11 protein-coding genes and 1 pseudogene are annotated in these 15,023 nt (G+C 53.9%); 9 read left to right on the forward strand and 3 right to left on the reverse strand.

Translation table 11 applies throughout. The features are described 5' to 3' along the window. Positions 1 to 15: 15 nt before the first annotated feature. Complete coding sequence (locus tag C162_RS27845) at positions 16 to 1,029, forward strand: carbohydrate ABC transporter permease (RefSeq protein ID WP_083678142.1); 1,014 nt, start codon at positions 16 to 18, stop codon at positions 1,027 to 1,029. Between the two features lie 15 nt (positions 1,030 to 1,044). Further along, the gene (locus C162_RS37125; protein WP_084649068.1) at positions 1,045 to 3,717 is read left to right on the forward strand and encodes a glycoside hydrolase; all 2,673 of its coding nucleotides are present in this window, start codon (positions 1,045 to 1,047) and stop codon (positions 3,715 to 3,717) included. 118 nt (positions 3,718 to 3,835) lie between these two features. Here the strand turns inward: C162_RS37125 and C162_RS27860 are convergent, their stop codons facing one another. Continuing rightward, complete coding sequence (locus C162_RS27860) at positions 3,836 to 4,444, reverse strand: superoxide dismutase (RefSeq protein ID WP_036700036.1); 609 nt, start codon at positions 4,442 to 4,444, stop codon at positions 3,836 to 3,838. 416 nt (positions 4,445 to 4,860) lie between these two features. On the opposite strand from C162_RS27860, the gene C162_RS27865 reads away from it, so the two are divergent. The 5 genes and pseudogenes from C162_RS27865 to folE all read left to right on the forward strand — a co-directional run bounded on the left by C162_RS27865 (position 4,861) and on the right by folE (position 8,349). Next, complete coding sequence (locus tag C162_RS27865; protein WP_036700038.1) at positions 4,861 to 5,280, forward strand: GNAT family N-acetyltransferase; 420 nt, start codon at positions 4,861 to 4,863, stop codon at positions 5,278 to 5,280. 206 nt (positions 5,281 to 5,486) lie between these two features. Further along, positions 5,487 to 6,104 (forward strand): signal peptidase I, encoded by a 618-nt coding sequence (gene lepB, locus C162_RS27870; RefSeq protein ID WP_083678144.1) that lies wholly within the window; start codon positions 5,487 to 5,489, stop codon positions 6,102 to 6,104. A gap of 35 nt (positions 6,105 to 6,139) precedes the next feature. Continuing rightward, positions 6,140 to 7,327, forward strand: a pseudogene (gene queG, locus C162_RS27875) (tRNA epoxyqueuosine(34) reductase QueG); the annotation flags it as partial. 122 nt (positions 7,328 to 7,449) lie between these two features. Next, positions 7,450 to 7,695 carry a YneF family protein gene (locus C162_RS27880; RefSeq protein ID WP_036700040.1) on the forward strand — a complete coding sequence of 82 codons (246 nt, stop codon included), beginning with the start codon at positions 7,450 to 7,452 and terminating at the stop codon, positions 7,693 to 7,695. A 60-nt stretch (positions 7,696 to 7,755) separates the two neighbouring features. Then, on the forward strand, positions 7,756 to 8,349 hold the full coding sequence (gene folE / locus C162_RS27885; RefSeq protein WP_036700041.1) for a GTP cyclohydrolase I FolE: 594 nt from the start codon (positions 7,756 to 7,758) through the stop codon (positions 8,347 to 8,349). A gap of 721 nt (positions 8,350 to 9,070) precedes the next feature. Here folE and C162_RS27890 read toward each other — a convergent pair. Together C162_RS27890 and C162_RS27895 are read right to left on the reverse strand one after the other, a co-directional pair. Continuing rightward, a complete protein-coding gene (locus C162_RS27890) occupies positions 9,071 to 10,258 on the reverse strand; it encodes a Fe-Mn family superoxide dismutase (protein ID WP_036700043.1) in 1,188 nt (395 codons plus the stop codon). Between the two features lie 187 nt (positions 10,259 to 10,445). Further along, positions 10,446 to 11,444 (reverse strand): alpha/beta hydrolase, encoded by a 999-nt coding sequence (locus C162_RS27895; RefSeq protein ID WP_036700108.1) that lies wholly within the window; start codon positions 11,442 to 11,444, stop codon positions 10,446 to 10,448. A 284-nt stretch (positions 11,445 to 11,728) separates the two neighbouring features. On the opposite strand from C162_RS27895, the gene C162_RS27900 reads away from it, so the two are divergent. Then, a complete protein-coding gene (locus C162_RS27900) occupies positions 11,729 to 12,481 on the forward strand; it encodes an IclR family transcriptional regulator (protein ID WP_036700045.1) in 753 nt (250 codons plus the stop codon). A 165-nt stretch (positions 12,482 to 12,646) separates the two neighbouring features. Beyond that, on the forward strand, positions 12,647 to 14,866 hold the full coding sequence (locus C162_RS37495) for a response regulator transcription factor (protein WP_327196397.1): 2,220 nt from the start codon (positions 12,647 to 12,649) through the stop codon (positions 14,864 to 14,866). The last annotated feature ends 157 nt before the right edge of the window (positions 14,867 to 15,023 follow it).

A 15,023-nucleotide genomic window follows, 5' to 3' on the forward strand; every position in this document is an offset into this window, starting at 1 on the left:
GAAGGAGGAGCATTCATGAAGACAGAGACCGCAGCAATGCCGCACCGATCCAGGAAAGAGCAGCTGCACAGGCTGGCCTCGGCCGCCTATTGGGTGGAATTTTCAAAAAAATGGTTGTGGGTATTCGCCCGCTTTGTGCTGGTCTTCGGCATTTCGTTCGTCATCCTGTACCCGATCCTGCTAAAGCTGTCGATTGCGTTCAAGAGTATGGATGATTTGTATGATTCCACCGTGATCTGGGTCCCGCAGGCCTTCACCCTGGAGAACTTCAGGCTGGTCTTCAAGGCGATGAACTATCCGGCAGTTCTGCGTAACACCATGCTGTTGTCATCAGCGGTCATGGTGCTTCAGACGATCATCTGTGTGCTGGCCGGTTACGGCTTTGCCCGGATTAAGTTCAAGGGGAGCGGGCTGCTGTTCGCCGCAGTAATCTTTACGATTCTTGTCCCGTCCCAGACGATCATGATCCCGCTGTACCTGCATTTCAAGAACTTTGACCTGTTCGGTCTGATTGAGCTGTTCACGGGGAAGCCGGCGAACCTGATCAATACGTATTGGCCGTTTATAATTTCTTCGATGCTCGGGATGGGTGTTAAGACAGGGCTGTATGTCTATATTTTCCGCCAGTTTTTCAAGGGTATTCCACGAGAGATTGAGGAAGCGGCCTATGTGGACGGAGCCGGCTATTTCACCACCTTCGCGCGGGTGATTCTACCCAATGCTATTCCGTCAATGGTAACGGTGATGCTGTTCTCCTTCGTGTGGCAGTGGAATGATTCATTCTTCACCAATATGTATCTGAACGAACCGAAGGTCATGTCATCGATGATGTCTTCGGCGGGCTACGGTATTGCTACCTACATGACCGGCGGGGGCCAAGCGGCGAATTCGCTCGTTCAGGACCCGTTCTTCATGTCCATGATGATGAATACGAGTGTGCTGATGGCGATTCTGCCGCTGATTATCCTCTATGTATTCGTTCAGCGGCATTTCGTAGAGAGTGTGGAGCGTTCCGGTCTGGTTGGTTAGGAGGAGGATAGGAGCATGAAGCGGCTGGCAGTTACGGCGGTTATCGGCATTGTTCTAGTGTGTGTTGTTGTTGTAGTAATTCTGTTCAGTAATAGGAAAGAGGAGGAAATCCCTGTGCAGCACCAGAAACCGCCGGATGCGGCAGTGACGATAGACGGTAATCTCCGCTATCAGACTATCGATAACTTTGGCGCGTCCGACGCCTGGTCCATGGACCCCCTGGGGAAGGAGTGGACCGAAGAGAATAAGAACAAGGTGGCAGATTTACTGTTCTCACGCAGCAGAGGGATCGGGCTGTCGGCCTGGCGCTTCAATATAGGCGCAGGCTCGGCGGAGACCGATCAGGCGATCATTCCAGATCCATGGCGGAGAACGGAAGCCTTCAAAATAACGGAGGAAGGGCCGTACGACTGGAGCAGGCAGGCAGGCCAGCAGTGGTTCCTGCGGGCAGCCCAGGAGCGCGGAGTCGAATCTCTGATTGCCTTCGTCAACAGCCCGCCGGTCTGGATGACCCGTAGCGGTCATGCCCAGCCTGACCCAGAGGTGGGGTCCAGTAATTTGAAGGAAGGCTCTGAAGCTGCCTTCGCCGCCTTCCTGATTGAGGTGCTGGAGCATTTCAAGCAGGAAGGGCTGGAGTTCAATTATATCAGCCCCGTTAACGAGCCGACCTGGGACTGGAATCATGCGCAGCAGGAAGCCAGCCGGTACAACAATGACGACCTGAAGCGGGTGATTCTGGAGCTGCACGCCCAGCTCCGCGCCAGCGGGCTGGAAGCGCAGATCAGTGCTCCGGACGGGGTAGAGATTACCTCTCTGCTGGATGATGAGCACTACCGGGAATTCACGGGCAGCGGTGTCTATTCCAGCGGGGCTAACAGCCTGGGGCTGGGAAAATACCGTGAATATATTAAGGACCTCTTGGGTGATCCTGTGCTGAAGGAAGCAGTAGGCAATAAGATCGCCTCGCATTCCTACTGGTCTGATTACAGCCATCCCGGCGATGACCGCCTGGTTAAGCTAAGACAGCTGTTGGACGGTAATCTGAAGCAATATGATCCTGAGGCCAAGTACTGGGTTACCGAATATTGCATTATGGGCGATTATGGCCCGGGACGGGATCTGGGAATGGAGCCGGCGCTACAGGTGGCGCGCACCATTCACTTTGATCTGACCGAGGCGGATGCAGCCGCATGGCAGTGGTGGACTGCAGTGTCCAAGGTGGATTACAAGGACGGCTTGCTGTACACCGATTACACTCAGCCTGGGGATGAGCAGAACATCCTGACCTCGAAGATTCTCTGGTCGCTCGGCAACTACAGCAAGTTCATCCGCCCCGGAGCGGTGCGGATTGCACTCTCCGGTCTGAGCCAGGAAGCCGGAAGCGAGCTGCTCGGCTCGGCTTACTTGCACGAGGAGGAGCAGAGCATGACGGCGGTGCTGGTGAATGACAGCCTGGAGGAGAAGCAGGTGCAGCTCACCTTGAGCGGACTGGGACTGAAGGCATCTGCCTTGCGTTCCTATGTAACCAATGCGCAGTTGGATCTGGCGCGCGGCGAGGATGTGGCCGCTGATGCAGCTGCTGATGGGACAGCAGCTGGGGAGCAGGTATTCCAGGCCGTTATCCCGGCCAAGTCGGTGGTGACCCTGGTGGCCGGCGGGCCGGAGTTAGAGGAGGAGGCTAACCTGCCGGGTGAGGTTGTCCAGACTCAGGCTGCGCAGACTCAGGTTGCGCAGGAAATTCCGGCTGCGGGGGACTATGCGGGCTATTTATTCAGCTATTTCACAGGCGAAGGGACCGGGGACGGCGAGCAGGTATATTTCGCCCTCAGCGAAGGCAATGACCCGCTGCATTGGAAGGAGCTGAATGCCGGGAAGCCCGTGCTTAGGTCCAGCTTGGGCAACAAGGGGGTCAGGGACCCGTTCATCATCCGTTCACCTGAAGGGGACCGGTTCTATCTCATCGCCACCGATCTGAAGATCAACGGCAACTGGGATTGGGGTGCAGCCCAGACACAAGGCAGCCGGGCGATTATTGTATGGGAATCGGATAATCTGGTGGACTGGTCGGAGCCTTGGGAAGCCCAGGTCTCACCTGAGGAAGCGGGGAATACCTGGGCACCTGAGGTGATCTATGACCAGGAGAGCAGGGAATATATCGTATTCTGGGCCTCGCGGATGTACACCGATTCCACTCACACCGGGGACGCCTACCAGAAAATTATGTACAGCAAGACACGCGATTTCCGCGCGTTCACAGAGCCGCAGGTCTATATGGACTACGGGCATTCGATCATCGATACCACTATGGCTGCGTATAACGGGAAGATTTACAGATTCACCAAGGATGAACGCGAGCAAGGCCCGGAATCCCCTTTTGGCAAAATGGTGTTCCAGGAGTCCCTGGATTCGGTATTTGCCCCTGCGGTGAAGCTGCTAAGCGGGAGTGTCGGCGGACTGAAGGGCATTGAAGGGCCAACCCTGTTCAAATCCAATACGGAGCAGAAGTGGTATCTGTTTGTGGATGAATTCGGAGGGAGAGGGTACATCCCGCTGGAGACGGAAGATCTGGATTCCGGCAAGTGGACGGTATCCTCTGATTATGAGCTGCCGGCCAGCCCCCGTCATGGAACGGTAATTCCGGTTACCCGGCGTGAATACGACGCTCTGAATGCCAAGTTCATGCAATGATCTGAGGCCTGGCCTAGCGTGCACGTTGAACGGAGACGGTATACAAAAACAGGTTCACCCTTGCCATTACAGCAGAGGTGAACCTGTTTGCTTACAGCATCATGCTGAAGGCCGATGCTTATTTGGAGCTTTCGTAACGTTTGCCGACTTCTTCCCAGTTCACTACGTTCCAGAATGCCTTGATGTAGTCAGGACGTTTGTTCTGGTAGTTCAGGTAGTAGGCATGCTCCCATACATCGAGGCCGAGGATTGGAGTTGCGCCTTCGCTGATCGGGTTATCCTGGTTAGGAGTGCTGGTTACAGCAAGCTTGCCGTCCTTCACAACGAGCCAAGCCCAGCCGCTGCCGAAGCGTGTAGTAGCCGCAGTAGCGAAGTCTTCCTTGAATTTATCGAAGCCGCCCAGTTCGCTGTCAATGGCAGCAGCCAGTGCGCCAGTAGGTGCGCCGCCGCCGTTCGGTCCAATCACTTCCCAGAACAGGGTGTGGTTGGCATGTCCACCGCCGTTGTTGCGGACCGCTGTGCGGATCGCTTCAGGTACAGCGTTCAGGTCGGTCAGAAGCTCATCGATGCTTTTGTTTTGCAGTTCGGGTGCCTTTTCCAGTGCGGCGTTCAGGTTCGTCACATAAGTGTTATGGTGCCTGTCATGATGAATCTCCATCGTCAATGCGTCGATGTGTGGTTCAAGTGCGTTGTTCGGGTACGGAAGTGCCGGTAATTGAAAAGCCATGGAAAAATCCCTCCTGATTATATGTTGGTTTTGGTATATATCCGTTGAGATACTATTATTAAAACGCATCTGGAACAATAATGCAACATTAAATAAACAAAAATGTTTAAAAAGTATTTTCTTGTCCTCCGTACACAGAAAGTGTTAAGGCTATGTTAAACTAATAAGGCTTAGTAACTGGGACGTTTTGACTAGGAAATCTCCTAATACATGTTAAATATGAAACTATATTGAATGAAAACGCTTCATATCAAGCGCTTTCAAAAGAAAAATGATGATAACGCGAGAAAAGTGTGCTTTAATAGAGACAAAAGCAGGTATTCCTCGGTTTTTGATGCTTTTTTCCACTTTATACTGTTATGGAAACCCCTTCTTTTTGTAAAATCATAAGCCATAGAAAAGGGAGACTTTTAAGTATGCACGTTCGTTCCTTTCAATTAAGCGATGTTACTCCAGTGACTGAATTGCTGCAGACCGCATTATCGGAAGAATGTTTCGAGAGCACGATCGAGCCTTTCTCCAGGCAATTGTCATGGGATTCTGATCTCATTGTAGTTGCTGAGGATGAAGGAGAAATCATCGGTGCGCTGATTGGTACGATTGAGAAGAATCACGGCTGTTATTTCCGCATTGCCGTCCATCCTGATTACCGCCGCAGAGGAGTCGGCAAGAGTCTTGTAACGGCTATGGAGAACAGATTTCAGGCGCGGAAGGTCAGCGGTATCTATGTTGCCGTGGATGAACACAATTCTTTTGCAATGCCGCTCTATGAGGCCATGGGTTATGACGAGAACCACATTTTCAAATCCGTGCGCAAGCTGAGCATTGTCGGGTAACTGTTGCTGAACCGCTGCTGTAAGCGGAATCAAATGTTAGAGTAGAGAGCTATTGCAGGGCCGGAACTTCGAGTATATGGATATTCCTGCATAGTCTGTTTCATTATACTAAAGCATATCTTCCCTATGTCCATTGCAAATGGGCGGGAGATATGCTTTTCTATTGTTAAGGAACGGATAACCCAATCGAAGCAAGTAGGTGGCCTATGAACCGGGAGCTTGAAGAAGATTTCATGCGGAGCCGCAGACAAAGATACAGATCAGTGACGCATAATAAGTCCAGACAGAAGTCTGGAAGAACGTGGATCAAGGATATACGGGAGTGGATCATTACGGCGGGGATTGTGTTTGCTGTGATGTCGCTGCTTAATATCTATGTGTTCAATGTGTCTACTGTAATCGGGCAATCCATGCAGCCTACCCTGTATCAGGGAGAGAAGCTGATTATTAATAAAATCGCCCTCAGCTTCGGGAATCCGGGCCGCGGGGAGGTTGTCGTCCTTCATGATCCCAGTACGGGACCCAGCCGCAAGGAATATCTGGTCAAGCGGGTGATCGGCATTCCCGGCGACATCATTGAAGTGCGGAACCAGCAGCTCTATCTCAACGGCAAGCTGCTGGATGAGCCTTATATCGATACATCTATTGAAGATCCCGATTTCAACAGCCTGACCGTGCAGGCGGGGACCTACTTCGTCATGGGGGACAACCGGCATGCCGGAGCCAGCAAGGACAGCCGTTATTTCGGCGCTGTCGCAGGGGAGAGTATCGTGGGTAAGGTGTCCCTGATCTGGTGGCCTTTCTCTAAGATGAAGGCCCTGTAGAGTTACCTTATTCATTCTATAAAGGAGAGGCGGATATGCACCTCAACATCCAGAAAGGTTACGCTCCGCCTCCTTCCAAATGGGAGGAGCTTAAGGCTGAGATTAAGGCGGCTGCACCTGCGCTCGGTATCGATGATATCGGGTTCACCACTGCAGAGCCGTTTTTATATTTGAAGAACATTCTCCAGGAGCACCGGGACAACGGATATGAATCCGGGTTCGAGGAGCCTGATCTGGACAAGCGGACGGTTCCGGCCCTGCAGTCCGGGGAGCAGCCGCTCTCCATCATTGCCATTGCGGTGGCTTATCCCTCCAAAATGGAGGACCCGCCCAAATCCGAGCCGGGTGCGCGCAGGGGTATTCTGGCCCGCGCCTCCTGGGGCCAGGACTACCATCATGTCCTACGTGAGGCGCTGGCGAAGCTGGAGAGCTTCATCCGTGAGCGTGTCCCGGATGCCGTGCTGGAGAGCATGGTGGATACGGGGGCACTTGTAGACCGGGCTGTGGCAGAGCGGGCAGGGATCGGCTTCAGCGGCAAGAACTGCGCGATCATCTCCCCCAAGTGGGGATCATGGATCTATCTGGGGGAGATGGTGACGAATCTGCCGCTTCCCCCGGACCAGCCTGTGCAGGAAGGCTGCGGTGACTGCACCAAATGCATCGACGCCTGTCCTACCGGAGCGTTGGTCGGACCGGGCCAGCTCAATGCCCAGGCCTGTATCTCCTTCTTGACCCAGACGAAGGGCTTCCTGAGCGATCACTATATGACCAAGATCGGCAACCGGCTGTATGGCTGTGATACCTGCCAGATTGTTTGTCCGCATAACCGGGGCAAGAACTGGAACCACCGCCCGCAGCTTCTGCCTGACCCTGAGGTGGTTAAGCCGCTGCTGATGCCGATTCTGGACCTCAGCAACCGGGAGTTCAAGGAGAAGTTCGGCAGTAGCTCGGCGGCTTGGCGCGGCAAGAAGCCGATTCAGCGTAACGCTGTCATTGCCCTGGGCAATTTCAAGGAGGCTTCGGCGGTGCCGAAGCTGACGGAGCTTCTGCTGAAGGAGCCTCGGCCGGAAATGCGCGGAACCTCGGCCTGGGCGCTTAGCCGCATCGGCGGCGAAGAAGCGCTTGCGGCTGTTGAGCAGGCGCTGGAGAGCGAAGAGGACGCTGCGGTGCGCGACATGCTGGAGCAGGCTGTAGGGAAGCTCCGGGAACAGGGAGCAGCCGACGTGACATGAACCGGCTGACAGCGGGATTTGCCAATTGCTGTCCAGTTGTTGAAATGCTATGATAGATTCGCGTGCCTGAACAGGGTTATCGCCAGACAATAGAGTACAAAGGTGGATTACAGATGAATATTGCATTGCCTATTATTACGCTTGTGGTAGGGCTGATCGGCGGATTCTTCATCGGTGTGTATTATCTGCGCAGACAGATGACAACGATGCAGAATGATCCTGAAATGCTGCAGAAGGTTGCCAAGCAAATGGGGTATAACCTGAACGGGAAGCAAATGCAGCGTGCCCAGCAGATGATGAAGAATGGTAATCCGCCGGGGCGTCCTGCTGCGGGTAAAGGACATTCCCGCAAGAAGTAATAATGATGATCGTATGAAATAGATAAGAGTCAGCTGCAGGTGCGGAAGGGGGGAGCTTTCATGGGAGGCATCAAGGAGTACAAGAACGGGAAGGTTTCTGTAAACCGGGAGCAGATTGAGTATCATGTAGAGAAGATTCTGGAATTAATCGGTGAAGATACCAGCCGCGAAGGTCTGCTCGAAACACCGGCCAGAGTGACGCGGATGTATGAAGAGATCTTCGGCGGTTATTCCATTGATCCGCGCGAAGCACTGGGCGTAACGTTTGACGAGTCTCATGAAGAGCTGGTCATTGTGAAGGATATTGTCTACTATAGCCAATGTGAGCATCACATGGCTCCATTCTTCGGCAAGGTGCATATCGGCTATGTTCCCAGCGGCCGCATTGCCGGACTCAGCAAGCTGGCCCGGCTCGTAGAAGCGGTCAGCCGCCGGTTGCAGGTGCAGGAGCGTATCACGGCCCAGATCGCCGACATCATGACCGAGGTGCTGAATCCGCACGGTGTTATGGTTGTAGTCGAAGGGGAGCATCTGTGCATGTGTGCCCGGGGCGTGAAGAAGCCAGGCAGCAAGACGGTTACGATGGCCACCCGCGGCACCTTCCGTGAGGATGCTGCGGCAAGGGCCGAATTCCTGGCCCTGATCAAGGAATAGAGCAGGTTATCCCTGCACTTGGACCGGAACTGCCATGGATAAGCCCGCCTGCCACTGCAACAGTGGCGGCGGGCTTTTTTTGTTATATTTGTTATATAGGAAACTATAGTGTCCTTCTAACCGAATACAATTGGCTGGTACAGGGACATATGGACCAAATGTATGTGAAAAACAGCATACATTATGCTCGCAAGCAGGCATATGGCCACAATGTATGTGGAAAACAGCATACATTATGCCCACAAGCAGGCACATGGACCAAATGTATGTGAAAAACAGCATACATTGTGCTCGCAAGCAGGCATATGGACCAAATGTATATGAAATACAGCATACATTGTGCTCGCGCGAAGGTGCGTCACCCAATACTCCACACCTTCTAAAAATTTAGAAAATTTCTGCAAGAAGTGCAACATTGCAGCCCAATAAAAGCTGCCTATGTGGAAATTCTGCACGAAATGCAACAAAGTCAGTGCTAACTGGCTCTAAACACCGAAGTTCCTGCAAATGATGCAACAATGTACTGCAACCAGCAATATTTTTAGAGAAATCTTGCAAAAAGTGCAACAATGGCCGCTCCATACAAGCGGTCGGTGAGCGTGAAAACCCTCAGAATGGGCGAGAGATACGCGGAACCGGAACGCGAAAAACCGAATACAATATGCCGCGCTGAGGGTACACGGGCTAGTTGTATGCTTAAAACCGAATACACCGAAGAGCCTCAAAAAGGCTCCCAGACCAACTTGCGGGCAGCCCCGTAGCGCTCGGCGACATAAGGCCAGTTGACGACTCTCCACCAGTCCTGGATGTAATCGGCGCGGTTGTTCTGATGCTTGAGGTAATAAGCATGCTCCCACACATCTAGTGCCAGCAGCGGAATGACATCCCATTGGGACAGATTCTGATGCTTCTCAGCCGTCAGAATCTCCAGTCTGCGGCTGCGCGGGCTCCAGACCAAGAGGGCCCATCCGCCGCCCTCGACTTTACCCGCGGCCTCAGTGAACTGGGCCTTGAAGGCTTCATAGCTTCCGAAGCTGCGTTCTATGGCGTCCAGCAGCGCACCGGAGGGACGGCCGCCGCCTTGCGGGGACATGACATTCCAGAAGATTGTATGCAGATAATGGCCAGCCCCGTTGAAGGCAAGCTCCCGCTCCCAATGCTTAACCAGATCGAAGTCGCCGCTCAGGCGCGCTTCCGCCAGCTTCTTCTCCGCCTTGTTCAGTCCGTCTACATAGCTCTGATGATGTTTGTCGTGATGGATGATCATCGTCTTCTCGTCAATATACGGCTCCAGTGCATTATAAACATAAGGCAGAGGGGGAAGCGTATGCCCGCCGATGGGAACCGGGCCTGCCTCGCGGGATTCCCATAACGGAACTGCGAAGCTTCCTGTTCCCTGAAGACTTTCTCCGCTTGCAGCCGGATCGGGTGAAGGAGCGGCTTCAGCCTGCTCCGGCGGATTCATCCGCAGCATCCCGGGCCCGTAGTCCGCAGGGGTCAGAGCGGCCAGCACAGCGAGGAAGTATTCAGACTCCCGGATGAAGTGCAGCAGCGTGGTTCCTGCCAGGGGGAAGGCATTGACGGCGGCGCTGGCCTCCTTCATGGCCTTAAGGTGCCTGATGAATTCGGCGGATTGGTCGCAGGCGGTGTGCAGCAGCAGCCCGGCTTCGGCGGATGGACTCCCGGGACCGCCAGTGTCCGGTGCCTGCGGAGTGGAAAGCAGATGCTGGGCCGCCTGTTCTGTAGCCAGGAATACAATGGCCCAGTCCTCCAGCAGCTTCACATAAGGCTCCTCCAGGCGTGGGATGATCTGAATTAGAACCTCGGCATGCTCCTTCTCCTGTTTTTTCCAGAAGGCGATTTCCCCTAGAATCTGTACTGGCGGCGGTGCAACGAATACATATGGCATGACATGTAGTCCTCCCGTCCTAAAGTTTCATCGGTCCATTATATGCCAGAGAGGAACAGCTTATGAGACTAGCCTGTGCGGGGAATCGCGGTGGACTGGAGGACCTGGTGCCACGCACAGTAAAAAGGCATGCACAGAATGTATCACAAGATACATCTGCACATGCCTTAGGGTAACGATAAGAAGCTTATTTACTTGCGGTTGGATTGCTGTGGCTCCCGCTGATCTGGGCCAGCTGTACATTCCCGAGAAAAGCGGATACCCGCCGCAGATACTCGCGCGGGTGCTCGCGGAACAGCAGCTCATGATGGCTGTTCTCCACGATCCATGAATCCGAATACGGATTGCTCTGATTCGCCGCCAGCTCCTCGGCAATCGGATAAGGTGCCTTATCGTCCTTAGTGCCGTGCATGAACAGCACCGGGAACGGATAATCCTCCGATTTGACCTTGGAGTAAGGAATCTGATTCAGTCCTGTGCCGTTCAGCACCGGGAAGAGCATCTCCATAATCTCCAGCGAAGGCTGGCGGGGAAGATTGATGTTCTGCTTGATATTATGGTACAGGGTGTCCGGCTCCAGCAGGAAGGTGCTGTCCAGAATCATCGCATCCACATCTTTGGTTACAAGTCCTGCCTGCAGGGCGGTGCCTGCGCCCATCGAGAAGCCCCAGACCACAATCTGATCTGCCCCCTGCTCCTTGGCGAACTCAATGGCTCCGAGCAGCTGCTGGGATTCCTTTTTGCCGCCGGTTGCGATGTCCCTGTCGGTCTTGGAGGCGAAGCCGTAGTCGAACATGACGACATTGAATCTCAGACTGTGTGCATAATGGGCAAGATCATACATGGGAACCCAGCTCTCTTCGCGGTTCGCGCCGTAGCCGTGACTGAAGACAATGGTTTTGGTAGCTCCTTTGGAAGGAATATACCATCCCTCCATCATCCGGCTGCCGTCCTTGGCAGGGAAGCTGATATCCTCGTAGGCGAGCCCCTTGGCCTGATAAGGATTGGAGTAGAGCGGGGCTACGGTAGGATTCGAGAGCACCCAGGCGATATAGGCATGCAGGGCGATGAAGCAGAATACAAAGAAGAAGAATACGGATAACAGCAGTGCCACAATGATGTGCTTGACACGTATCATCCGAATCGGAATTAAGGTTGACGAAGCGGGCTTATCCTCGTTAGGCATACGGGAGACCGGCGCGCCGGGATGACTAGTTGCCAGATTCATAAGGTCCCCTCCTGGAAAGTTTCATGATTCAGAGCATGAATAGTTCATATATTTAATCGTAAATTTATGCCCTTACAAAGTCAATGGAAATGGTCCTTTTGTAATGTAACTGTAAACTGCGGCGGCTGATTATGGATACGGAATCTGCTGGACTTTATTTAGGCTTTTGCACTAAGATAGGGATATCTTAATAATTATGTAACCGGGTTTCAATAGGTGAAACATGTGAAGGGGAGATCGGGGTGGAAGACCGGAAGCTGACTGTACGCGCCGTAGAACGTGCACTGGATATATTACTGTGCTTTACTCAGGATAATGATGATTACGACCTTAGTCTGACGGAGATCTCTGCGAAGATTGGCCTGCATAAAAGCACGGTGCACCGCCTGCTGACCACACTGGAGGAGAAGGGCTTCCTGCAGCGGGACGACGGGACTGACAAATACCGCCTGGGTATCCGCATCTGGGAGCTGTCCACACATCTTCCGACGCTGAACGAGCCGGCGGTGCTTCTGCTGCCCGCCATGGAGCGGCTTCGCGACCGCCTGGGCGAGACGGTCAGCCTGTATCTGCGCGACAATCTGGAGCGTGTGCGCATTCAGGCGGTGCAGAGCCGCCAGGCTATCCGCCGGGTAGCCCAGATCGGTGCAAGGCTGCCGCTCTCGGTAGGCGCATCCAGCAAGGTGCTGGCTGCTTACGCGCCGCCGGAAGTGCAGGTCAGGCTGCTGGCCGACCCCGCATGGCCGGACAGCGTAGACCGCAGCCTGTACCTGGAGCAGCTGAAGGAGATTACCCGCTGCGGCTATGCGACCAGCTTCGAGGAACGGGAGCCGGGAGCGGCAGCCGTGGCTGTGCCTATCGCCGGCCGGGCCGGGGGCGTGGTAGCAGCGCTCTCGTTGTCCGGCCCGGTCAGTCGTCTGTCGCGGGAGACTCTGGAGGAATATGCTGTCATTTTGGCTGAGGCCGCTGCTGAAATGGGCCTAATGATGAGCTGAGCTGGAGGCCTCCGGCAGCAGATCGGCGCAGGAAAACTTTAGGAAATGAAGGCTATTCAGCCTTCGACATTCATTGTATATCTAGTTAAAATGGACTATCATTAGTAATGATTAGCTAAATTGAGATTGAAGAAATAAGAGGAATCCAGTGCACGAGGTGATGGGATGAAAGTAGTTATACCCGATTCACTGATGGGAGAAATTCAAGAGCTCCAGGATACGTTCGGCTCTGTTACGGGTCAGGCGCTTGTGCTTACGGATCAGGCTGGGAATGTGGTTACCCGCCCCACGCTGTCCGGAATATTCTATCAGAAGATGTTTAAATCTTTAGAGGACATAGAGCGGCCCTTCGAGCCTGCATTGCTCAGACTGGGCCCCTTATCATATCCTGCCATACTTGAGGAGTGGGTCCCCGGGCTGAAGTATGTGGTCAGTCCGTTGGTTCCTGACTATGGACAGACGTACTATTTATGGTCCGGCTTATATATGGAAGAAGGCACCCGCGGGCTTGTACTGCGGGCGTTCGAGGCCAAGATGCGGAATCACCCGGATTATGAGATGCTGAAGGATGTACTGGCCGCCATGCCTGAGCTTAGCCGGGAAGGTATCGCCAGCATCAGGGGGAAATTGAGTGTGCTCGGGAATGTGCTCTCCAAATTGCTGGCGGGGTGTGCAGTGAAGCCGCTGGAACAGAGACGGGGTCTGCTGATTTCCCAGCTGTTATCCAATCTGGAGAGTGAGTTCCTGAAGATAGAGGTTGTGCTGCAGCAGATGGCCGGTACGTTATCTGATGCAGAGCTGTATGCCTTTGCCCAAGAGGAGGAGGCCGGCCAGTTCAAGGTGAAATATTCTGCCGGCAAAGAAGCAGGACTCCTCATGAATGCCGGGTTCCAGCAAGGAGACGGTTTTCTGGGACAGGCAGTTCTAGGCATGGAGCCCAGGCATTGGCAGAGCGTTGCCCAAGATTCAAGATCGTTATTCTTCACCCAGCGCGGGATGACGCAGCCGGAATATTTGTCATGTTATCCGGTGAGAATTCACAGCGGGAAGAGAGCATTGTTGCTCGCTGTGGGCTTTGGGAAGAGCCGCCCGATACAGGACTATGCTCAGCATGAGCAGAATGTTACTGCGCTCCTGGGCTTATCCGGACGGGGAGAGCAACTGGTGCAGCGTGAAGCCCTGCGCAGGGAGGCCACCCTGCGTTTGAAGGAAGCTGCCCGCCTGCTGCCGCAGGCCGCATCCACCCAGGAGCTGGGCACCGGGCTGCTGGATATGATTATGGGCATGCCGTTCTTCCCGTCATCGGTACTCGTATTTTTCGAGGAGCAGCCGGGGGAGACCCATTACGCCAAGGGATGGAGGCCGGAGGAAATTGCGCCGTATATCTATGACCTCCAGTCCCGGTACTCCTCGCAGGCCTTTCTCTCTTCTGCGATCCTCAACGGGGAGGCGGAGGGGCAGGTCCTGCTCGAATGTCCGCTGATTGCCGAGAAGGTATTTAAGGGCATTCTGTCCGTGGGCTTCAGACGCCGCAGCGAAGCTGAGGAGTGGCTGTCCTTAACAAGCTGTCTGGCCAGTCTGGCGAGTACTTCGATCCGTCTGATCGAGAAGGAATCCAGACATATGAAGCAGGCAGGGGTCTTCACCGGGCAGACGCTTCATTATCTCCGGCTCAGTAATCCCGAGCTGCACCGCCTGTCGGCGGAGGCTTCTGCTATGGCGTATGAGCTTGCCCGCTATACAGGGCTGCCGGAGCGGGAGTCAGAGCAGATGAGAACGTCTGCCCTGCTGGCACCGTTCAGGCTGGAATTCCTGCATGGGTACGGATTCTACCCGGAGGAGCTTTCTTTACTGAAGCAGGTGGACCAGTTTGCTTCGTTCTATTTTGAGATCAATAAGCCTTCGGTCTCTGTCACGGCCCAACTGCTCGTGCTGGTGCTTCATCATGCAGGCCGAGGCGCGGACAAGGAGCTGCTGGCGGACACGGATCTGGAGTGGCTGACCCCCTCCCGCTTCTATCTGGATGATCATGTGGTCGGGGAGCTTTACAGTGAGCCGCGCACTACCTTCCAATCCTTCTTGCGCAGCCGCTCGGAAGCGATGCCTGCCAGAAGAGGCGTGTCGGCAGGGAAGCTGCTGAACAGTACAGCGCTGAAGACGCCCAAGGAGGAATGGGGAATCTCACCGCGCGAGGAGGAAGTGCTGGAGCTGATTATTCTGGGCAAGACGAATAAGGAGATTGCCAGTGCCCTGTTTATCAGCGAGCATACCGTCAAGAATCATCTAAGCCGCATTTTTAATAAAATGGACGTGACGGACCGTTCACAGATCATAGCTCTGGTCTATAAAAGAATATTCGATTCCGAACGTATCGAGATGTCCTGAAGGCCTCCTGAGGCTGCGAAAATTTATCTGCGTATGCCAGGAGAAATGAAATCCCCTTTCCAGTGAAAGGGGATTTTTGCTGCGGAAAATTCCGGGAGAGTTGTCAGCCTGAAAACTCTGTGATATATTACTAATGATAATGATTATCAATATCATA

The sequence above is a fragment of the Paenibacillus sp. FSL R7-269 genome (genome assembly GCF_000517865.1).
Lineage (GTDB): Bacteria > Bacillota > Bacilli > Paenibacillales > Paenibacillaceae > Paenibacillus_AQ.